Source organism: Streptomyces venezuelae, from assembly GCF_008642335.1.
GTDB lineage: Bacteria > Actinomycetota > Actinomycetes > Streptomycetales > Streptomycetaceae > Streptomyces > Streptomyces venezuelae_F.
Genome location: NZ_CP029191.1, coordinates 6,295,361 through 6,315,926, shown reverse-complemented (window position 1 = coordinate 6,315,926; position 20,566 = coordinate 6,295,361). Strand labels below are relative to the sequence as shown.

Below are 20,566 nucleotides of genomic sequence, written 5' to 3'. Positions count from 1 at the left end.
GACCCTCAGCGCGTGGTCTTCGCGGCGGCGTCGGGGTCCGCGGCGACGGGCCCCGCGGGCGCGTCACCCGGCGCGCGCTCCGGCGCCCTGCCGCGCATGCGCGCCACCGCGACGCCGGACAGGCAGAGCAGACCGCCGAGGAGGGCGAGCCGGCCGGGCACTTCGCCGAGGAACAGCCACGACATGAGGATGACGAGCACCGGCACGACGTACGTGGTCGAACCCATCTTCCCCGCGGTGCTGCGGGAGATGGCGTACGCCCAAGTACTGAACGCGAGAGCGGTCGGGAACACGCCCAGGTACACCACTTGCAGCGTCGCCGACATCGGCGCACGCTCCACCTCGGACACGAATTGTCCGACGAACGGCGAACACGCCACCGCTCCCGTGAGCGCACCGAACGTCGTCACCTGAAGGGGTGTCGCGTGCTTCAGCGTCGGCTTCTGCAGCACCACACCGACGGCGTACGCGACGGCGGCGACCAGGCACAGCAGCACGCCGAGGAGGGAGGAGCCGCCCCCGCCGGAGGTGGCGAACCCGACCACCACGGCACCGGCGAACGACACCGCCATGCCCGCCATCAGCTTGGGCGGGAAGCCCTCCTTGAGCAGCCAGCCGCCGAGGAGGGCCATCAGGATCGGTCCGATGTTGACGATCATGGATGCGGTGCCTGCGTCCACCTCGCGCTCGCCCCAGTTGAGCGCGACCATGTACGCGCCGAACCACAGGGCACCCGAGGTCACGATGCCGAGCCATGCCTCGCGCGGCGGGAACCCCTCGCGCCTGACCAGCAGGATGGCGCCCAGGACGAGGGAGGCCACGGCGAGGCGGCCGAAGGCGAGCGCGCCGGGGCCGAAGTGCTCGCCGGAGCTGCGGATCGAGATGAACGACGACGCCCAGAGCACGACCGTGACGGAGGCCGCGGCGAGGACGCGTCCGCCGATCTTGTTCTGCTGCCCGGAGGCGCCGCCCGCCACGGTTGTTCCCACTTGCCGCCTCACGATCGGATGATCCTATGGGCCGCCTACTTTACGGATCCCGCCGTGAGCCCCGAGACCACATGCCGTTCGATGATCGCGAACAGCACGATGACCGGGACGATAGCGACCACGGACGCCGCGAACAGGTAGTTCCACTGCACCGTGTAGTTGCCGATGAAGTTGTTGATGCCGACCGTCAGGGGCTGCTTCTCCGGTTCGGTGGTGAGGGTCAGGCCCATCACGAACTCGTTCCAGGACGTGATGAACGTGAAGATCACGGCCGTCACGACACCCGGCAGCGCCAGCGGCAGCGTCACCTTGATCATGGCGCCGAAGCGGCTGGTGCCGTCCACCATGGCGGCCTCCTCCAGCTCCGCCGGGATGGAGCTGATGTAGGCCGTCAGGATCCACACCGCGAAGGCGAGGTTGAAGGCCGCGTTGGTGAGGATCAGCGTCCAGACCGAGTTGAGCATGTCGAGCTGGTGGAACTCGCGGTACAGGCCGACCAGGAGCGCCGTGGGCTGGAACATCTGGGTGACCAGGACCAGGAGCAGGAAGACCTTGCGGCCGCGGTAGCGCATGCGGGCCGTGTAGTACGCGGCGGGCAGCGAGACGAGCAGGACGAGCAGCGTGGCGCCGCCCGCCACGAGCAGCGTGACCTGGAGGTTCTGGCCGAGCTCGGACTCCTTCCAGACGTCGATGAAGTTGGCCCACTCCAGGTCCTTGGGCAGGTACGTGCGGTCCCGCAGCTCGTCCTTGGGGCGGAGCGCGGTGACGATCATCTCCAGGTACGGCGCGAGGAAGATCGCGGCAAGGAGCCACGCGCAGGCCGTGATGACCAGGGTGCGGGGCCGGAAGGTGCGCTTCGCCTTCTTCGGCGCGTCGTCCTTCCGGGGCGCGGGGCGGGTCGCCGTCGCGGTGGCCATCAGTCCTCCTCGTTCCACCGGCTGACCTTCAGGAAGATCAGCACGAGCACCACGACCATCAGGAAGTTGACGACCGACATGGCCGCGGACTCACCGATGTCGGTCTCCTTCAGCTTGTACATGAACACCATCGACGTGGAGGTGTCGTAGCCCGGACCGCCCTGGGTCATGGCCCAGATGATCGGGAAGGAGTTGAAGACGTTGATGAGGTTGATGACGACGCCGACGAGGAAGGCCGGCCGCAGCATCGGCAGCGTGATGTGCCGGTAGGTCTGCCAGGGGCTCGCGCCGTCGATGCGCGACGCCTCGTACACGTCCTGCGGGATGGTCTGGAGGCCGGCGAGGAGCGTGTACGTGGTGAAGGGCAGCGACACGAAGACGGCGACGCCCATCATCCACGGCCAGGCCGTCTCCGGCTTGCCCAGCCAGTCCTTGGAGCTGTCGATGAGCCCCAGGTCGAGCATGAGCGTGTTGAGGACGCCGGCGGTCTGGTTGAGCATCCACTTGAAGCCGATGGCGGTCATCAGGACGGACGCGGCCCAGGGGGCGATGAGGGCCCAGCGGGCGTAGCGGCGGCCGGGGAACTTCTGGTTGAACAGCTGGGCGAGGGCCAGCGAGAACAGCATCGTCACGGTGACGACGACGACCGTCCACACCACCGTCCAGATGAGGACGGCGCCGAAGTCGCTCTCCTCGAAGAGCTTCTTGAACTTGTCGGTCCCGGCGCTGCCGCGCACCTTGCCGGAGATGGAGATGTTGAGGAACGAGGTGCGGATCAGCTCGACGACGGGCCAGACGACCACGGCGAGGATCAGCAGGATGACGGGCGCTATCCAGGGCAGCGGACCGAGCCGGGCCAGGCCGCTGCGGCGGCTCACCGGCCGTGGTGCGCGCCCGCCCCGCCCCCGGCCGGTGCCGGCCGGAGGCGAAGGGGCTTTGAGCGACACGAGAACTCCTTTGTCCGGCGCCGGCCGCTACTTGGCGTCGGCCGCGGCCGACTCCGCCTTCTTCTGGAGGTCGCCGAGGACCTGCTTCGGGTCGTCGGAGACGGCCTTGCCGCCGGTCTTCTTCATCTCGGCGGAGACGACGTCCCAGCTGGTGTCGCCGAGCGGGTAGAACTTGGCGTTCGGCAGCACCTGGAAGAAGGGCTCCAGGTCCTTGTGCTTGCCGCTGTCGGTCATCTGCTTGAGGGCGTCCTTGGTGACCGGCATGAGGTTGTACATCTCGTCGAACGCCAGCATCTTCTTGGAGTACGTGAAGTCGAGGAACTTCTTCACGCCTTCCTTCTCCGCGCCGCCGTCCTTGAACGCCATCATCCAGTCGGCGACGCCGAGGGTGCTGTTCAGCGGTCCGGTCTTGCCGGGGATGGGCGCGACTCCGTAGTCGACCTTGCCCTCCTTGGCCATCTGGATGAGGCTCGGGTGGCCGTTGAGCATGCCGACCTTGCCCGCCGCGAAGTCCGCGAAGGCGGTCTTGCGGTCGGTGGAGGCCGGGTTGGGGTAGGTCAGGCCGGGCTTGACCAGGTTGGTCTTGAGCCACTCGAAGGTCTCGACGTTCTTGGCGCTGTCGAGGGTGTACTTGCCGTCGGCGTCGGTGTAGCCGCCGCCGTTGCCGAGCTCCCACATCATCGTCTCGCCCTGGGTCTCCTCGGGGCCGAGCGGCAGGGCGTAGGGGGTGTCGGCGGCCTTCTTGGCCTTGATCTTCTTTGCGGCGTCGGCGAGTTCGTCCCACGTCTTGGGCGGGTTCTTGACGCCGGCCTTCTTGAAGACGGCCTTGTTGTAGAACATCACGCGGCTGGAGGAGACCCACGGGATGCCGTACTGGGTGCCGTCGACCTCGCCGGCCTCGGCGAACGACGGGATGAGGTTGTCGCGGGTCTCGCGCGAGAGGACCTCGTCGGCCTTGTAGAGCAGGTCGTCGGCGACCTTGTCGGCGTAACCGCCGGTCTGGAGCAGGTCGGGCTCGTCGCCCGCCTGGATCATGTTCTTGACGGACTTGTCGATCTCGTTCCAGTTGATGACCTGGACGTCGACCTTGTAGCCCTTGTTGGCCTTCTCGAATTCCTTCTTGACCTCGGCCCAGTACACCTTGGAGGCGTTGGAGGCCTTGTCGCCGTAGTCGGCGGCGACGAGCTTGATCGTCTTGCTGTCCCCGCTGTCGCTGTCACCGCTGCAGGCGGTAAGTCCGAGAGCCATGGCGAGCGTTGCCGCACCGGTGGCGACTATTCGATTCCTCATGCTGATTCAACCCTTCGACATCGGTGTCGACTTGAGCGCTTCCAGTCGCCCCCCGCGGCGCCGTCGCGCCGACACTACTCAGGCCCGGATTCGCCTCGACAGGCCTAGACCACTTTCGTGGCCAACTCGAAATGACCTGCCTCACCTGGTCACTTGATGGCTCCCGCGGTCAGACCGGCCTGTACCTGTCGCTGGAAGACGGCGTAGACGACGAGTACCGGGAGCATGGCGATCGTCAGGCCCGCGAAGAGGGCGCCCCAGTCGCCCCGGTACCCCTGCGAGACCGCGAGCGAGGCGAGCCCTTGCGGCAGTACGTAGCTCTTCTCGTCCTCGTTGTTGAGCAGCAGCGGAAGCAGGTACTGGTTCCACTGGCCGAGGAAGTTGAAGATCCCGATGCTGACCAGGCCGGGCTTGGCCATCGGCAGCATGATCTGGAAGAACGTCCGGGTGTGGGAGGCCCCGTCGACCATCGCCGCCTCCTGCACGCCGGTCGGCAGCGTACGGAAGAAGGAGGTCAGGAAGAAGGTGGTGAAGGGCAGCGAGTACGCGATGTACGCGATCATCAGGCCCGGCCGGGTGTCGAGGAGCCCGAAGTTCTCCATCACGGCGAACAGCGGCACCAGGGCGAGGATGACCGGGAACATCATGCCGCCCGCGAACAGCATGAAGATGACGCGGTTGCCGGGGAAGGTGAAGCGGGCGATGACGTAGGCCGCCATCGAGCCGAGCAGCATGGTGCCGGTCAGCGAACCGGCGAGGATGATCAGTGAGTTGAGGGTGTACTGCCCGATGTTGGCCTTGTTCCACGCGTTGGAGAAGTTCTCCCAGTGGAAGGAGGCGGGCCAGCCCATCGGGTCGCTGAGGATCTCGGCGGAGGGCCGGAACGCGGTGAGGGCGACCCAGATCAGCGGCCCGGCGGCGAGGACGACCCACAGGATCAGGAAGGCGTGCGAGAAGACGTTGAGGGCGCCGCCCGTCTCCTTCTCGCGGCGGGCCGCGGACATCGGCTTGGACGGCGGGGCGGTGGTGGTGGTCGTGGTCATGATGCAGTGACTCCCGCGGTCTCGGGGGCGGTCTCAGTATTCGATCCGGTCGCGGTTCCCGACCCGCATGACGATCAGGGAGAACACCATGCTGAGGAGGAGAAGGACGACGCCGATGGCGGTGGCGTAGCCGTACTGGCCGTCCCTGAACCGTTCGTAGAGGAAGACCGGGGTCACCTTCAGGACGTGCGGCGGCACCATGACCAGGCAGATCGCGAAGGTGTCGAGCGCCTGGATGCCCATGTAGATCCAGCCGGTGCGCACCGTGTCCCAGATCAGCGGCAGTGTGACGTTGAAGAAGGTGCGGGCGCGGCCCGCGCCGTCGAGGAGCGCGGCTTCGTAGATGTCCTTGGGGATGGCGCCCATCGCCGCGGAGAACAGCACCACGTAGAAGCCGATGAAGCTCCAGCTGATCACGGTGAGCAGGGAGATGAGGCCGAGGGTCTCGTCGCCGCCGAGCCAGGCGGGCCCGTCGACGCCGACCTTGTCGAGACCGCCGTTGATCAGGCCGCTGTTGGTGTTGAAGACGCGCCCCCACACCACGGCGATGATGGCGACGGAGAGGACCTGCGGGAAGAAGTAGACGACCTTGTAGACCGAGGAGCCCGCGACGCCCGCGATGGCCCGGCCCCTGCGGTGCCGCCCGCCCGAGGTGATCATGTAGGCGAAGAACATGCCGAGGACGAGGGTGAGGACGGGCGCGATGACGAGCAGCAACACGCTCACCTGGAGCGAGTCCCAGAAGCGCTCGTCGTTCCACATCTTCTCGTAGTTGTCGAACCCGACGAAGTTCGCGACGGGCCCGCCGGACCAGTCGGTGAACGAGTAGTAGATCGCCTGGAGGAAGGGCGAGATCACGAAGAGCGCGTAGAACGCGAGCGGCACGGCGAGGAAGCCCACGATGAAGCGGTACTTGTCGAGCGTGCGGTAGCGCCGGTCGTAGCGGACGCGTTCGGGGGTGAAGCGGGGTGGCAGCACCGCCGCCACCACGAACAGCAGCAGGTGCGGCGGGCCCGGTGGGGGCTTGCGTTCGGCCTGCTTCTTCGGAGGTGGCGTCTGGTCCACCCGGGTGTCGGTCTTCACGCTGATCAGCCCCGCCCGCTCTTTCACATGCCTGCACGTGCCCGGTTGCGTGTTCGCTCGTGTGCCGGGGTCCGGGGCCGCGAGGACCCCGGACCGACCGGTCAAGTCAGCCGTCAGGCCTTCTTGACCTTGGTGATGTCGGGGTCCTTCATGATCCGGTCGGAGGCCTTCTGCATGGTGTCCATCGCCTGCTTGGGCCCGATCTGGCCCTGCATGAACTTGTGGATCATGTTGTTGAAGTCCTCGCGGAACAGCTCGTTGTACCAGTCCATGAACTGGGGGATGACGATGTTGTCGCCGGCCGCCTTGATCGCCGCCTGGGCGCTCGCCGTGCCCGAGGGCAGCTTCTGCCCGTCGATGGCGCCCTTGACGACCGGCATGGAGCCGATCTCCTTGAAGAGGTTGAGCGCGGCTTCCTTGCTGTACATCATCCGCAGCCACTCCAGGCCGCCCTGCCGGTTCTTGGCCTTGGCCGGGACGATGAACGGCTCACCGGCCGGCGAGTAGAGCGTGCCGAACGGCATCTTGTCGCCGGAGTCGAGCGACGGGGTCGCGCCGACCGTCATCGCGAAGTCCTTGGGCGTGGTGTCCTTGGCCTCGTTCTCCACCCAGGAACCGTTGGGCACGAAGAGGCACTTGCCCTCCTTCGTCCACGCGGTCTGCATCTCGGTGTGGGCCTCGGTGCCGTCGAAGCCGGTGAGGACGTACTTCTTGGCGACGAGCTCCTCCCACGCCTCGAAGACCTCCTTGACCGCCTCGTGTTTCCAGGCGTTCGGCTCCAGATAGTCCATCGCCGTGGTGACGTCGCGGCCGCCGCGCTGGGCGAACATCGCGTACATGCTGAAGAACATGTAGCGCGGGTGGCCGCCCGGGTAGCTCCAGCCGTGGATGCCCTTGGCCTTGGCCTTCTTGCAGACGGCGAGCATCTCGTCCCAGGTCTTGGGATACGAGGAGTCGAGCCCGTCCTCGAGCAACTTCTTCGAGTACCAGTTCCCGTACACGGTCAGCGCGATGTTGAGCTGGTAGCACTCCTTGCCGCCGAAGCGGCCCATCTGCTCCACGACCGGTACGAGGGTCTCGCGCACGGTGACGTTCGGGTCGTCCCACGACGGCGCGTCGAGCACCTCGCTGAGGTCGGCGACCTGCTTGTTGTGGACGAGTTTGCCGGGGTTCATCTGGTCGGCGCCGGAGTTGTTGACGACGTCGGCGGTGGGCTTGCCGCGGACGATCTTCGGCTGGACCTGGGTGGCGATCTTCTCGGTGGGCTTCTGCTCCGGATCGGCCTTGGGGTACTTCTTGGCGTACATGTCGGTGACGTACTGGGCGTACTTGTCCCCGTACCCGCCGTTGAAGATGTAGACGGTGAGTCCGGCATCCTCCTTCACACCGAGCGGGTTCTTCTTGCTCTTCTCGCCCTTTTCGGCCTTGTTCTCCTCGCCGCCACCGCTGGCGCACGAGCTGAGCGCCCCCACGGCCGGCACGGCGAGCAGCCCGGCTGCCGCTGCCCTCTTCATGACATCACGACGGTTGACGCTGGTGGATCCCATGCTCAAGTCCTCGCCTTCTCCAGGACTCAGGCGGTGAACCGGACCCTCCCCGGCACCGCGGTGGTGTGAAGCTGGGCTCGTGCGCCGGGTTCTCGGACGGGATAAGGCAGTTGACGTTCGACGCGCCCCGCCCCCACACCCCCGGGCCTGCGGCCGGGTCGGACGGCCGGGCAGACGCGGACAGGTATAGTCCACTCGCGGCCGGGTGGGCAAGATCGAATACGACTTTGGACTGCAGCCTTTTCCGAGTTGAGACCTGCGACGATCCCGGGTCGGGACCAGTGATGATCCCGGTTGGGGGCCGGTGAGGATCCCCGTCCGAACCTCTCGCACATCACCGCCGGAACCCGTGGACTTTCGCGCCGGTTTCCATGGACTTTCCCTCGGGTCACCCGAGTGGGCGGAGGGGCGAGGGCCGGGCGGCATGATTAGGGTCGGCGCATGGACATCACGGAGACCACTGCCGGCCGCCCGGCGGAGGAGCGTACGCGCGACACACTGGGGCGGCTCGCCGCCGAGCGGGACATATGGGTGGCGACGGCGCACCCGGAGCACGGGCCGCACCAAGTGCCGTTGTGGTTCCTGTGGGACGGGCGGGCGGTGTGGATGTGCACCGGTGCCACGTCCGCGACGGCGCGGAACGTCCGGGCGGAGCCGCGCGTGCGGCTGTCGCTGCCGGACACCTTCGACGTGGTGCTCCTTCAGGGGCAGGCGGAGTGCTTTCCGGACCAGGAGGTGCCGGAGGCGGCGGCGCGGGCGTTCGCCCACAAGTTCGGCTGGGACCCGCGGGGCGAGGAGGCCCCCTTCGTCTACATACGCGTGGTCCCGCGGACCGTACGCGCCTGGCGGGGCGAGCCGGAGCTGCGCGGGAGGGTCATCTTGCGTGAGGGGATGTGGGTGGCGCAGGCCCTGTGAGAGACCTGTGTACGGCCGCTCCAAAGTGTGTCGATGCAGCCCGTCCCACCGCCACCGTCACCGCCCCGCATATCCGCGAAGGAGCTCCGGCCCGGCCGTCACTGGTACGTCACCGCGGCCGTGATCGCCGTCGTGTCGGGCCTGCTGGGCGTGGGCATCGGCGTGTACCGGTTCACCGGCGCACTCGACGCCGTGGACACGGGCAGCCGGTTCGCCGACGGTGACACCGTCACCCTGCGGCTCGGCCCGGAGAGCGACAGGGCGATCTGGATCGAGGAGCGGGGCCCATCCCCCCGCCCAGAAGTGCGGCATCTCCGGTCCGGGCGAACCCCGCCTTTCGGCCCCGGGAATCGACGTGTTCCTCACCCGCGACGCGACGTGGAACCCGCTCCGCACGATCGAGGTGTCGCGGACGGGCGACTACGAGATCACCTGCACGTCCGAAGGACCGTCCCAGTACGCCATCGGGGACCGCGGAGGGTACGTCACGCTGATGGTCGGCGTGATCGCGGCCGTCGCTCTGCCGGCCCTCGGCATCCTCATCGGCACGACCATCACCGCCGTCACCGCGGTCCGCCGCCGCGCCCACCGCAGGCGGCTGCTCGCCGAACGGCAGGTCGACGCGGCGCCGGATCACGCGGTGGGCGCGGGCACGTCCGCGTAGGCGGGCAGCTGCCGGTCGCCGCCGCGGTCCTCCCTCGCGAACCGCGCGATGAGGTCGGGGATACGGAAGAAGCAGGCCAGTGCGGTGGCGTTCTGGAAAGCGCTGATGGCGTGCTTGTTCGTGGGCATGCCCACGCGCAGGACGCGTGGGCTGACCTCTGCCTGGACCTTGTCGACGAAGGGCCGCAGGACGTGGTCGTAGGCGGTCAGGGCGGTGGGCAGGTCGCCGACGCGCCGGTTGATCTCGCCCGCCAGGACGTACGCGCCGACCAGGCCGCCCGAGACGCCCCCGCCGCTCCAGCCCCGTCACGCCGACGTGAAGCGTATCGCCCGCCCCGTCCCCGTCCTCGCGATCACCATCACGATGGCGACTCCTCTCCCTTACACCATCGGACCCGCTCGCCAACAGCCTTGACACCATCCGTCACTTGCCGCCCTACTAGACCTTGCGCAGCGACCGTGACAACGTTGTCCAACTCGCAAGGAGGGGCTCGGGGATGCCGAACTCGGCACGCAGACCTGGATCTAGACAGCACCGTCCGCCCGGTCAAGGGCCCCGCACAGCCGTGGCCGCCGGCACGCTCGCGATCGCGCTCGTCGTGGCGGCACAGGGGGCCGCCGTCGCCGGGCCCGAGCGGGCGCCCAGGGCCGACCGGGAGTTCTCCTCGTCGTTCGAGAACGGCCAGGCCCTGCCGGACTGGCTGAGCACCGTCGAGACGGGGCCCGACGGGAAGAAGAAGTCCGCAGGGGTGAACGGCGAGTTCGGCTCCGGGCTGCCCGGCAGCGTGAACGACCACGTCACCGAGGTGCGGGCCAGCGGCGAGAACGCCGGGTCCGGCGAGGTCGCCGCGAACCTCGTGGACGGCGAGGCGACGAGCAAATGGCTGACGTTCGCGAAGGACGGCTGGGCCGAGTTCGACCTGGACGAGCCCGCGAAGGTCGTGACGTACGCGCTGACGTCCGCCAACGACCACGCGGAGCGCGACCCGAAGGACTGGACCCTGAAGGGGTCCACCGACGGCAGGACGTGGACCGTCCTCGACGAGCGGAAGGGGGAGGTCTTCGACGGGCGGCACAAGACGAAGAAGTACGACTTCGCCAAGCCCGACGACGCCAAGGCGTACTCCCACTTCCGCCTCGACGTCACCGCCAACAACGGCGCCTCCGACGCCCTCCAACTCGCCGACGTGCAGCTGTCCGTCGGCGGTACGCAGGCGCCCGGGCCCGAGGACATGCTGAGCCTCGTCGACCGCGGCCCCAGCGGCTCCCCCACCGCCAAGGCCCGCGCCGGGTTCACCGGAAAGCACGCGCTGCGCTACGCGGGCAGCCACAAGGCGGACGGCCGCGGCTACTCGTACAACAAGGTCTTCGACGTCAATGTGAAGGTCGAGCGGGACACCGAGCTCGGGTATCGGGTGTTCCCCTCCATGGCCGAGGGCGACCTCGACTACGCCGCCACCAACGTCTCCGTCGACCTCGCCTTCACCGACGGGACGTATCTGAGCGAGCTGAGGGCCGTCGACCAGCACGGGTTCCCGCTGACCCCGCAGGGGCAGGGCAACTCCAAGGTCCTCTACGTCAATCAGTGGAACAACGTCGCGTCGCGCATCGGGCAGGTCGCGCGCGGCAAGACCGTCGACCGCGTCCTCGTCGCGTACGACTCCCCGAAGGGGCCCGCGAAGTTCCGCGGCTGGGTCGACGACGTGAGTTTGCGGGAGAAGGCCCCGGCGAAGCCGAAGGCGCACCCGTCGGACTACGCCGACACGCGGCGCGGCACCAACTCCAGCGGCGGCTTCTCGCGCGGCAACAACTTCCCCGCCACCGCGGTCCCGCACGGCTTCAACTTCTGGACCCCGGTGACCAACGCGGGCTCCCTGAGCTGGCTGTACGACTACGCGCGCGGCAACAACGACGACAACCTGCCGACAATGCAGGCATTCAGCGCGAGCCACGAGCCGAGCCCGTGGATGGGCGACCGGCAGACGTTCCAGATGATGCCGTCCGTCGACAAGGACACCCCGAGCGCGTCCCGCACGAAGCGTGCGCTGCCGTTCCGGCACGAGAAGGAGACGGCGCGCCCGCACTACTACGGCGTGACGTTCGAGAACGGCCTGAAGGCCGAGATGGCGCCGACCGACCACGCGGCGATGATGCGGTTCACCTATCCCGGTGACGACGCGAGCGTCATCTTCGACAACGTGTCGGAGAAGGGCGGCCTGACCCTCGACAAGGAGAAGGGCATCGTCTCCGGTTTCTCGGATGTCAAGTCCGGCCTGTCGGCGGGCGCCACGCGCCTCTTCGTCTACGGCACCTTCGACTCCCCCGTCACCGCGGGCGGCAAGCTGGAGGGCGGCGGTGGCGGCGACGTCACGGGCTACCTGCGCTTCGAGCCCGGCAAGGACCGCACGGTCAACCTGCGGCTCGCGACGTCCCTCATCAGCCTCGACCAGGCGAAGGCGAACCTCGCCGACGAGATACCGCAGGGCACGTCGTTCGACCGCGTGAGGAACCGCGCGCAGAAGCAGTGGGACGACATCCTCGGCAAGGTGGAGGTCGAGGGCGCGAGCGAGGGCCAGCGCACGACGCTGTACTCCAGCTTGTACCGCCTGTACCTGTACCCCAACTCCGGGTTCGAGAGGGTCGGGTCGAAGGGCGGCAAGGCCACGTACAAGTACGCCTCCCCGTTCTCGCCCCAGACGGGACCGGACACCCCGACCCACACCGGCGCGAAGATCGTCGAGGGCAAGCCGTACGTGAACAACGGCTTCTGGGACACGTACCGCACGACGTGGCCGGCGTACTCGCTGCTCACGCCGGAGAAGGCGGGTGAACTGGTCGACGGTTTCGTGCAGCACTACAAGGACGGCGGCTGGACCTCGCGCTGGTCGTCGCCCGGTGCCGCCGACCTGATGACGGGCACGTCGTCCGACGTGGCGTTCGCCGACGCGTACACCAAGGGCGTGAAGTTCGACGCGGAGGCCGCGTACGACGCCGCGTTGAAGAACGCGACCGTGGTCCCGCCGACCTCGGGCGTCGGCCGCAAGGGCATGAAGACATCGCCGTTCCTCGGCTACACGCCCAGCGAGACCCACGAGGGCCTGTCGTGGGCCCTGGAGGGTTACCTCAATGACTACGGGATCTCCCGGATGGGAGCGGCCCTCTACAAGAAGACGGGCAAGAAGCACTACAAGGAGGAGTCGGAATACTTCCTCAACCGTGCCCGTGACTACGTGAACCTCTTCGACTCCAAGGCGGCCGGCGCGGGCACCGACCCCGGCTTCTTCCAGGGCAAGGACACCAAAGGCGTCTGGCGCGTGCCGTCGGAGAAGTTCGACCCGCGCGTGTGGGGCCACGATTACACGGAGACCAACGCCTGGGGGTACGCCTTCACCGCGCCGCAGGACTCGCGCGGTCTGGCGAACCTGTACGGCGGCCGCAAGGGTCTCGGCGAGAAGCTCGACACGTACTTCGCCACTCCGGAGACGGGTTCCGCCGAGTTCGCGGGCTCCTACGGAGGCGTCATCCACGAGATGACGGAGGCGCGTGACGTACGTATGGGGATGTACGGCCACTCCAACCAGGTGGCCCACCACGCCGCGTACATGTACGACGCGGCCGGGCAGCCGTGGAAGACGCAGGAGAAGGTCCGCGAGGTCCTCTCCCGCCTCTACACGGGCAGCGAGATCGGGCAGGGCTACCACGGTGACGAGGACAACGGCGAGCAGTCCGGCTGGTACCTCTTCTCGTCGCTCGGCTTCTACCCCCTGGTGATGGGCAGCGGCGAGTACGCCATCGGGTCGCCGCAGTTCACGAAGATGACGCTGCACCTCGACAACGGCCGCGACCTGGTCGTGAAGGCACCGGGGAACAGCGCGAAGAACGTGTACGTGCAGGGCCTCAAGGTCAACGGCAAGGCGTGGAAGTCGACGGCGCTCCCGCACGACGTCGTGGCCCGCGGCGGGGTCCTGGAGTTCGACATGGGCCCCAAGCCCTTTGCGTGGGGCAGCGGCAAGAACGCGCAGCCTGCGTCGATCACGAAGGACGACAAGGTCCCGTCGCCGAGGAAGGACGCCCTCAAGGGTGACGGCGCGCTCTTCGACGACTCGTCGGCGACGGAGGCGACTTCGGACGCGGCGGTGACCCTGCCGGTGGCCGGGAAGACGAAGGCCGTCCAGTACACGCTGACGTCCCCCGCCGACAAGGCGAAGGCGCCGCGCGACTGGGTGCTCCAGGGTTCCGCGGACGGCAAGAAATGGCGGGACCTGGACAAGCGCTCGGGTGAGTCCTTCACCTGGGACCAGCAGACCCGCGCCTTCACGATCGCCCATCCGGGCGCGTACGGGCACTACCGCCTGGTGCCGAAGGGCGGCACGGGCAGCACGGGTTCGCTGACGCTCGCGGAGGTGGAGCTGCTCGGCTGACCGCGCGCCGGACCCTGGCCCGCCTGCCCCACCTGACCTCGATCGGGTGGGGTGGGCGGGCCGCTCTCTGCACGAATCACCGTTCGAGCACCACTCGCACGCCCCCTTATCCTCGTGCCATGCCCGATCACTCGCCCCTGATCCAGAGCCTGCGCACAGCCGTCGCGGGCGCTCCCGACGACGTGCCGTTGCGGCTGCATCTCGCGGAGCTCCTCATCGCGGGCGGGCATCACGACGAGGCGGTCGCCGAGACCGCCGTCGCCCTTCAGCACGCGCCGGGTGACGCGCAGGCGCGGGAGGTGATGGCGCGGGCGATGGGGGCGCCGCGGCCGTCGGTGCCCGAAGTGCCGTCGGTGCCCGAAGTGCAGCCGGTGACCGAAGTGCCGCCGCCGCCCGCCGGGTTCAACTGGAAGGCCGCCGAGGACCAGGTCGGTGACGTCATCCCGCCCCGTTTCGTCGAAAGCCCACCGGCCCCCGAGGCACCACCGTCCCCGGAGGCGCCGCAGACCGCCGACGGGAGCGGCGACGCCGGTGCCGCCTCCGCCTGGGAGGTCGAGACGCCCCACGGCGTGCGGCTCGCCGACGTCGGCGGCATGCAGGATGTCAAGGACCGCCTGGAGGCCGCGTTCCTCGCGCCGCTGCGCAACCCCGAGCTGCGCAAGCTGTACGGCAAGAGCCTGCGCGGCGGGCTCCTGCTCTACGGCCCGCCCGGCTGCGGCAAGACCTTCATGGCCCGCGCCGTCGCGGGCGAACTCGGCGCCAACTTCCTCTCCATATCGATCAACGACGTGCTCGACATGTGGATGGGCAACTCCGAGCGCAACATGCACGAGGTGTTCGAGACGGCCCGCCGTCAGGCCCCCTGCGTCCTCTTCCTCGACGAGCTGGACGCCCTCGGTGCCAAGCGCAGCCGCACCGCGCACAGCGGGATGCGCAACACCGTCAACCAGCTCCTCACGGAGCTCGACGGCATCGACGCGGGCGCCAACGAGGGCGTGTTCGTACTGGCCGCCACCAATGTCCCCTGGGACGTGGACAACGCGCTGCGCCGCCCCGGCCGCCTGGACCGCACGATCCTCGTCCTGCCGCCCGACGCCCCCGCCCGCGAGGCCATCCTCCGCTACCACCTCCGCGACCGCCCCGTCGCAAACATCGACCTGCGGAAACTCACGAAGGCCACCGACGGCCTGTCCGGCGCCGACCTCGCCCACCTCTGCGAGGCGGCCGCCGAGCGCGCCCTGCTCGACTCCGCGCGCACCGGCACCGTCCGCATGATCGGCATGCGGGACCTGACGGAAGCGGCCGCCACCATCTCGCCCTCCAGCGACCCGTGGTTCGCCTCCGCCCGCAACGTGGCGATGTTCGCCAACGAGGGCGGCATGTACGACGACCTGGTCACCTACCTCAAGAAGAAGCGGAAGCTGTGAGCACTGGCACTGTGCACCCCGCCGTGGAGCGGGCCGACGGGCTCATCGAGCTCAAGCGGTACGACGAGGCCGAGGCGCTGCTCGGTCAGCGCCTCGTCGAGGACCCGGACGACATCCGGGCCTGGACCAAACTCGCCCTCTGCTTCGTCCGTTCCGAGCAGCACGCGAAGGCCCTGACAGCGACCGACCGCGCCCTCGCCATCGACCCCGAGGACGTCGGCGGCCTCATCATGCGCTCGCACGCCCTGCGTGGCATCGGCGGCACGCGCTGGCAGGAGTCGGAGGGCGTACTGCGCGAAGCGATACGCCTCGCGCCCGACTACTGGTACGCGTACGCCCTGCTCGCCGACGTCGTCTGGCGCATCCGCCTCGTCCGCATCGGCCAGGCGGGCGGCGGCCAGATCACCGCCGAACAGATGCAGGCCCCCCTCCAGGAGGCGGGCGACATCGCCATGGAGGCGCTGCGCCTCGGTCCCGAAGAGGTGTACGCGCACGAAGTCGCCTGGCAGATCGCCGACCTGGCCGGCAACAGCACGGTCGCCGACCAACTGGACCACGCGATCCTCCGCCTCGACCCGAACCATCCGTACGCCGTCGCCCGCCAGACCCGCAAGGCCGCGTCCGCGCCCGGCGTGAAGCCCCGCGAGGCCGCCACGCTGTACGCGGACGCGCTGGCCGCGGCCCCGGACTCCCGTCCGATGCAGGACGGCCTCGACGACGCGTCGTACCGCATGCTGCGCGGCATCCGCTGGATCGCCCTGCTCTGCCTCGCCGTCATCGCGGCCTCCGGCCTCGACCTCTTCCCCACCGACGGCGAGACCCCCCGCGACCTACCGGTCTCGCTCGGCCAGCGCCTCTGGTTCCTCGTCCCGATGTCCGCGCTCTGGGCGGTCGGCGCCCTGCTCAGGTACCGGCGGCTGCGCGCCGGCGTCCGCATCAACATCCGCTCCCTGATCCGCCGCCGCGTGTGGCCCCGCGTCGTCCTCGCCCAAGCCGCCTGGACGATGCTCTGCACGCTCCTCATGGCGGAGATCCCGTGGACCGAACGGGCCGTGCCCCAGGCGCTGTTCTGGGCGGGCCTGGTCCCGACCGCCGCCACGATCTGGTTCGACCGCAACAAGAAGGGGTGACGCGAGCGACGCCCCGAACTCGCACCACTTCCTTGCCGGGGTCCTCTTCCCAGAAATATGCGATGCTGCGGACACAGGTCCGCACTTCACCGTCGCCCCGAACTTCAGGACCGCCTCCCTGCAACCGGAACCCCCCTGACACCACGTGCGCTATTACCTCTACGTCTCCGGCACCAAGCTGGACATGCTGTACGAGCAGATCCCGCCGAAGCTGCTGAAGCGGCTCGCCGTTGAGGCGAAGGTCGACCTCAAGGTGCTCAGCGTCGCCGTTCAGTCGCCGCGTGCCGACGTGACAACGTACGACCGGCTGGACATCGTCGAGGCTTACCTGGAGCGGGAGTTCGACGTCAGCTGGATGACGGAGCCGAGGCCCTGGTTCCGGGGCGACCTGGAGCTGCGGATCGCCGGGTTCGGGGCGCCCGACGGGCCGACGTTCATGACGGGACGCGACGGCGACACCGTCATCGCCCTGATCGGCTCGGCGCACCACCTGCTGGGGCAACGCACCGCGCCCGAGACGATCCAGCGCTCCTACTCGATGCTGCCGTCACTGTTCAGGCTCCTGGAAGACGCGCCGGAGAGCGCGCACGGGGAGGACGCGGCACACCAGGTCCTGCAATTCGCGGAGACGTTGAAGGAGCCGCCGATCTACGGTGAGTTCCTCGCACGGCGGCTGCTGCACGGCACGGCGACCGGGCGGGACGGACGACAGGTCGACATCGTCGTGGGCACACCGTTGTACGTGGCGATGGCGGACGAGGACCCGCGCCGGGAGGCCTGACGTGGAGCCGGACATCGTGCGGATGCGGCTGGAGGGCGACGTCGCGGGCCTGGCCGAGGTCATGCGGTCCGGCCCCTCCCCGTACCACGTGTGGGCCGTCGACCTGCTGAGGGACATCGGTGGCCGGGAGGCGGCCGACGCCCTCTACGACTGCGTGAGCCGACCGACCGCCTATCCGGAACGGCTGCACCTGCACGCGCTGTCCACCCTCGCGGAGCTGCGGGACCGCCGCGCCCTGCCCGGGATTCTCAGGCAAGTACAGCGAGGACTGCCCGGCGACGGGGCGCGGGCGGCCCGCGTGTACGAGGACCTCGGCGCGATCGGCGGGCCCGAGGCGGTCCGCGAACTCGTCCACCGGCTCGGCGATCCGCGGCCGTTCCGGGTGGTCGTCGAAGCAGTGGCCCGGCTGCGCCCGCCGGAGGCCGTGCCCGCACTGCTGGCCGCGCTCTGGGCCCTGCTGCCCCGCGACGAGATGCACACCGTGGAGACGCTGGGGGCGATGCGTGACCCTCGTACCGCACCGGCCCTCTTGTACCTGGCGGAGTCGGAAGGCAGCTCACCGCGCCTGCGGAAGGGGGCGGTCCGGGCACTCACGCAACTCCCCGAGGAGTGCTGGCCGCCACCGGCGGGCCAGGACGCCGAGTTCATGCTGATGCGCGCGCTGCGTGACCCGGACGCGGCCACCGCGCGCCCCGCGGCCGCGCTCCTGGCCAGGACCGACTACGGCCGGGAGCTGTTGCGGAGCCACCTCCGCGACGCCGCGCCGTGGCACCCGCCCGAGGACCGTACCCCGGACAGCGCCGCCGTCACGGTCTGTGCGCTGATCCAGGAACGCCCCGAACTCTTCGGTGCGGGACAGGACGGCCGGGACGTACGGAACCTGATCGCACTGCTCGGCGAGAAGTCCGTACCGATGGTGCGCAGAGCGGCGGCATCGGCGCTCGGCGCGCTCGGAGGCAGCGCGGCGACCGACGCGCTGCTCGCCTCCCTGGCCGACGACAGGACAGGCGACACGGTCGCGCAGGCCCTGTCGGGGCTGTCCGCGCCGCCCGTACGGGAGTTGCTGGCACTGCTGGCGGACGACTCCCCGGGAGCCCGGTCCCGACGCCGGGGCGCGGCCGTCGCGCTGGGCCTGCTGGAGTGCGCGGACGCGGCGCCACTGCTCCTGGAGGCACTCGACGCGGAGAACCCCCGGGACGTACGGTCGGCCGCCGCGGACGCGCTGGGCGCCCTGCGGCACGAACCCGCCGCCACCCGTCTCGGGACCCTCGCTGGCGACGGCGAGGAGCCGGGCACGCTGCGCGCGCGGGCGGTGCACGCGGTGGGCCTGATCGGCGCGGACGCTTCGCTGCCGGTGCTGCTGGCCGCTGCCCGCGACCCGTCGGAGCCGGTACGGGTGCAGGCGGTGCAGAGCCTGGCCCGGTTCCCCGTACGGGAGGCGGCCGACGCCCTCGGAGAGGCCGCGTCGACGGACGCGAGCAGTGATGTCGCGCGGGGCGCGGTACGGGCGTTGGGCCGCATGGGCGCCCCGGCGGTGCACGTCCTCGCCGCGTTGGCGGGGCGGTTCCGGCGGGACGTGGGGCAGGAACTGGTCCAGGCACTCGCCGAGTGCCCGGGAGCCGAGGCGGTGACGGCACTGGTGGCGCTCGCCACCTCACCGGAGACCGAGGACATCCACCTGGCGGCGACCGAGGCCCTGGCCACCCGCCGCTCCCCCGCCTGCGCCGCTCCCCTGGCAGCACTGCTCACCGCCGCCCACGCCTCCCGCCTGCGCGGCACCGCACTGCGCGGCCTCGCGGCGCTGGACACGGAGGAGGCCGACGCGCACGTCCTCACGTACTGCCGGACGAGGGGCCTCGCGACCGAGGAAGCGCGTGCGGCGCTCCGCACGATCGCGGACCGCAGGCGCTGAGGTCGCGCCGGCCGTACGCCACGTGTCGTCGTAGCGCCCCAACCGCTGGATCATACTGATCCCATGAGCCCGATATGCCCGACGAACCGGACCGCGACCCACCCCCACCGCTTCCGGGACCCGCGCCGCACGCGGCTCGACTTCCTGGACTCCGTCCTCGTGCGCTGCCCCGACTGCGACGAAGCCGCACACGTCGCACCGGCTCCCGGCCCTCCGGGAGAGCGCACCCCGGGCGTCTACGTGCCGAGGCGTCTCATCTGTCGCGGCTGCGGTACGGCCAAGGAATCGCGCCGGGGAGGCATGACCTTCCGTCGAGACCCCCATGGATCGGCCGGGGATCCCTTCTTCGGGGCCCGCCTGTGGCTCCAGACCGAGACCCGGCACGGCTGGGTGTGGGCGTACAACCTGGAGCACCTGGACCTGCTCAAGCGGTTCGTGCGGGCGTCGTTGCGTGAAGGGATTCCCTGGGACGACCACGGTCGCAAGATGACCGTGGTGGCCCGGCTGCCCGCGTGGATGCAGCAGGCGAAGAACCGCGACGAGGTGCTGCGGGCCATCGCCCGCATCCACGCGACGGTGCTCTGACCGTCGACGTCCCCCTCGGGTTCCGGAGTCAGTTCCGGGGTCAGGTCCCGGACGGCGCCCCGCACTTGTCGACGACGGTCTTCTCGCCGGCCGCCGTACCGTCCAGGCAGAGCTGTCCGCCTCGGTCGCGCAGGTCGAGGGAGAAGCGCGTGGTCGTGCCGGACCGCCTGAGGTCGTGGATGCGCTCGTCGATGTAGCCGAGGTCGTGCAGGATCGTCCTGACCTTCGCGGGGGTGGGGTCCGCCAGATCCCACAGCGCCTGGGTTATCCGCTCCTCGTGCAGGGCGCTCGCGCACCAGTCACGGGCGTTCAGCTCCACCTCCGGCCCCGCCGTGGGGAGGGCGGGCTCGATCGCGTCGGTGGGCGGTGTCTTCGGCGTATCGGAGGGCGACGTCTCCGCCGGGCCGGACGGCACCGTTCGCGCCGGACCGGTCGGCGGCCGCTCGGATGACGTACTGTCCGGGCACGACCGGGCGACCTTCCTCATCATGTCCGTGAACGCCGCACCGCTCCGAACCCCGGCGGCATCGGCGGACTTGTCCTGCGGACTCTCGGCACCTGACTTCTCGGTGCCGCAGGCGACGAGTGCCAGCGCGGCGAGCGCCGTCAACGCGAACGTGGGCCTTGCGGCATGTCTTCGACTCATGCGCCAAGTCTCCGAGCGAGCCCCCGCGTCCACATGAGTGCGCGTACTCACTTCGTGGCCGGAAACCGCTCCATCTACGGGCCCACCCCTAAGGGGTCCGTCTGCACCCTGGAGAGCACGCGTCCCTTGGACGAACGGTGGATGACGGGGGTCACACCCGCGGTGATGGTGGTGGGGTCGATCGCGCCTCACGCGCCGCACGTCACTCACCCGACGGGGGACAACGCATGACAGAGCCGGAGAACCCAGAGAGAGTCACGCCCTCCTCAG

General features: G+C 69.4%; 18 protein-coding genes. 8 read left to right on the top strand and 10 right to left on the bottom strand.

The window, feature by feature from the left end:
- Nucleotides 1-5: 5 nt before the first annotated feature.
- The 7 genes from DEJ49_RS28440 to ngcE form a co-directional block, all read right to left on the bottom strand.
- Nucleotides 6-989: a DMT family transporter gene (locus DEJ49_RS28440; RefSeq protein WP_411757204.1), complete on the bottom strand. Its 984-nt coding sequence runs from the start codon at nucleotides 987-989 to the stop codon at nucleotides 6-8.
- A 35-nt stretch (nucleotides 990-1,024) separates the two neighbouring features.
- Entirely contained in the window at nucleotides 1,025-1,906 is an 882-nt protein-coding gene (locus DEJ49_RS28435) for a carbohydrate ABC transporter permease (protein ID WP_150186739.1), read from the bottom strand.
- Nucleotides 1,906-2,853, bottom strand: a complete 948-nt coding sequence (locus DEJ49_RS28430; RefSeq protein WP_150186738.1) for a carbohydrate ABC transporter permease — start codon at nucleotides 2,851-2,853, stop codon at nucleotides 1,906-1,908. The genes DEJ49_RS28435 and DEJ49_RS28430 overlap by 1 nt, the downstream gene beginning before the upstream one ends.
- Nucleotides 2,854-2,880: 27 nt before the next feature.
- Nucleotides 2,881-4,143 (bottom strand): extracellular solute-binding protein, encoded by a 1,263-nt coding sequence (locus DEJ49_RS28425; RefSeq protein WP_223833024.1) that lies wholly within the window; start codon nucleotides 4,141-4,143, stop codon nucleotides 2,881-2,883.
- A gap of 149 nt (nucleotides 4,144-4,292) precedes the next feature.
- Nucleotides 4,293-5,147, bottom strand: coding sequence for a carbohydrate ABC transporter permease (locus tag DEJ49_RS28420; RefSeq protein ID WP_223833238.1), 855 nt, complete (start codon nucleotides 5,145-5,147; stop codon nucleotides 4,293-4,295).
- Nucleotides 5,148-5,219: 72 nt separating this feature from the next.
- A complete protein-coding gene (locus DEJ49_RS28415; protein WP_223833237.1) occupies nucleotides 5,220-6,161 on the bottom strand; it encodes a carbohydrate ABC transporter permease in 942 nt (313 codons plus the stop codon).
- Between the two features lie 221 nt (nucleotides 6,162-6,382).
- Nucleotides 6,383-7,816: an N-acetylglucosamine/diacetylchitobiose ABC transporter substrate-binding protein gene (gene ngcE, locus DEJ49_RS28410; RefSeq protein WP_150186736.1), complete on the bottom strand. Its 1,434-nt coding sequence runs from the start codon at nucleotides 7,814-7,816 to the stop codon at nucleotides 6,383-6,385.
- 441 nt (nucleotides 7,817-8,257) lie between these two features.
- On the opposite strand from ngcE, the gene DEJ49_RS28405 reads away from it, so the two are divergent.
- Nucleotides 8,258-8,731 carry a pyridoxamine 5'-phosphate oxidase family protein gene (locus DEJ49_RS28405; RefSeq protein ID WP_150186735.1) on the top strand — a complete coding sequence of 158 codons (474 nt, stop codon included), beginning with the start codon at nucleotides 8,258-8,260 and terminating at the stop codon, nucleotides 8,729-8,731.
- 98 nt (nucleotides 8,732-8,829) lie between these two features.
- On the opposite strand, the gene DEJ49_RS36790 is transcribed toward DEJ49_RS28405, so the two are convergent.
- Complete coding sequence (locus DEJ49_RS36790) at nucleotides 8,830-8,958, bottom strand: hypothetical protein (RefSeq protein ID WP_263398817.1); 129 nt, start codon at nucleotides 8,956-8,958, stop codon at nucleotides 8,830-8,832.
- 128 nt (nucleotides 8,959-9,086) lie between these two features.
- Here DEJ49_RS36790 and DEJ49_RS28400 point away from each other — a divergent pair, with 128 nt between their 5' ends.
- A complete protein-coding gene (locus DEJ49_RS28400; protein ID WP_150186734.1) occupies nucleotides 9,087-9,395 on the top strand; it encodes a hypothetical protein in 309 nt (102 codons plus the stop codon).
- Here DEJ49_RS28400 and DEJ49_RS36070 read toward each other — a convergent pair.
- Entirely contained in the window at nucleotides 9,365-9,523 is a 159-nt protein-coding gene (locus DEJ49_RS36070; protein WP_190329467.1) for a hypothetical protein, read from the bottom strand. The genes DEJ49_RS28400 and DEJ49_RS36070 overlap by 31 nt on opposite strands.
- 368 nt (nucleotides 9,524-9,891) lie before the next feature.
- Between DEJ49_RS36070 and DEJ49_RS28395 the strand changes: the two genes are divergently transcribed.
- From DEJ49_RS28395 to DEJ49_RS28370, 6 genes are all read left to right on the top strand, one after another.
- A complete protein-coding gene (locus tag DEJ49_RS28395; RefSeq protein WP_150186733.1) occupies nucleotides 9,892-13,815 on the top strand; it encodes a GH92 family glycosyl hydrolase in 3,924 nt (1,307 codons plus the stop codon).
- Between the two features lie 119 nt (nucleotides 13,816-13,934).
- Nucleotides 13,935-15,242, top strand: a complete 1,308-nt coding sequence (locus DEJ49_RS28390) for a tetratricopeptide repeat protein (protein ID WP_150186732.1) — start codon at nucleotides 13,935-13,937, stop codon at nucleotides 15,240-15,242.
- Nucleotides 15,239-16,372 carry a tetratricopeptide repeat protein gene (locus DEJ49_RS28385; protein WP_223833023.1) on the top strand — a complete coding sequence of 378 codons (1,134 nt, stop codon included), beginning with the start codon at nucleotides 15,239-15,241 and terminating at the stop codon, nucleotides 16,370-16,372. The genes DEJ49_RS28390 and DEJ49_RS28385 overlap by 4 nt, the downstream gene beginning before the upstream one ends.
- A 145-nt stretch (nucleotides 16,373-16,517) precedes the next feature.
- A complete protein-coding gene (locus tag DEJ49_RS28380) occupies nucleotides 16,518-17,153 on the top strand; it encodes a DUF7019 family protein (RefSeq protein ID WP_150186730.1) in 636 nt (211 codons plus the stop codon).
- 1 nt (nucleotide 17,154) lies between these two features.
- A complete protein-coding gene (locus DEJ49_RS28375) occupies nucleotides 17,155-19,065 on the top strand; it encodes a HEAT repeat domain-containing protein (protein WP_150186729.1) in 1,911 nt (636 codons plus the stop codon).
- 63 nt (nucleotides 19,066-19,128) lie between these two features.
- Nucleotides 19,129-19,650, top strand: a complete 522-nt coding sequence (locus DEJ49_RS28370; RefSeq protein WP_150186728.1) for a hypothetical protein — start codon at nucleotides 19,129-19,131, stop codon at nucleotides 19,648-19,650.
- A 40-nt stretch (nucleotides 19,651-19,690) separates the two neighbouring features.
- Here DEJ49_RS28370 and DEJ49_RS36540 read toward each other — a convergent pair whose 3' ends face one another.
- Nucleotides 19,691-20,296, bottom strand: a complete 606-nt coding sequence (locus tag DEJ49_RS36540) for a hypothetical protein (protein ID WP_223833022.1) — start codon at nucleotides 20,294-20,296, stop codon at nucleotides 19,691-19,693.
- Nucleotides 20,297-20,566: the final 270 nt, after the last annotated feature.

Excerpts from the sequence above, each read along its gene's own strand:
- DEJ49_RS28435 (WP_150186739.1), bottom strand. The coding sequence starts at position 1,906 with ATGGCCACCGCGACGGCGACCCGCCCCGCGCCCCGGAAGGACGACGCG.
- DEJ49_RS28425 (WP_223833024.1), bottom strand. The coding sequence starts at position 4,143 with ATGAGGAATCGAATAGTCGCCACCGGTGCGGCAACGCTCGCCATGGCT.
- DEJ49_RS28420 (WP_223833238.1), bottom strand. The coding sequence starts at position 5,147 with ATGTCCGCGGCCCGCCGCGAGAAGGAGACGGGCGGCGCCCTCAACGTC.
- ngcE (WP_150186736.1), bottom strand. The coding sequence starts at position 7,816 with ATGGGATCCACCAGCGTCAACCGTCGTGATGTCATGAAGAGGGCAGCG.
- DEJ49_RS28405 (WP_150186735.1), top strand. The coding sequence starts at position 8,258 with ATGGACATCACGGAGACCACTGCCGGCCGCCCGGCGGAGGAGCGTACG.
- DEJ49_RS36070 (WP_190329467.1), bottom strand. The coding sequence starts at position 9,523 with ATGCCCACGAACAAGCACGCCATCAGCGCTTTCCAGAACGCCACCGCA.
- DEJ49_RS28395 (WP_150186733.1), top strand. The coding sequence starts at position 9,892 with ATGCCGAACTCGGCACGCAGACCTGGATCTAGACAGCACCGTCCGCCC.
- DEJ49_RS28390 (WP_150186732.1), top strand. The coding sequence starts at position 13,935 with ATGCCCGATCACTCGCCCCTGATCCAGAGCCTGCGCACAGCCGTCGCG.
- DEJ49_RS28370 (WP_150186728.1), top strand. The coding sequence starts at position 19,129 with ATGAGCCCGATATGCCCGACGAACCGGACCGCGACCCACCCCCACCGC.
- DEJ49_RS36540 (WP_223833022.1), bottom strand. The coding sequence starts at position 20,296 with ATGAGTCGAAGACATGCCGCAAGGCCCACGTTCGCGTTGACGGCGCTC.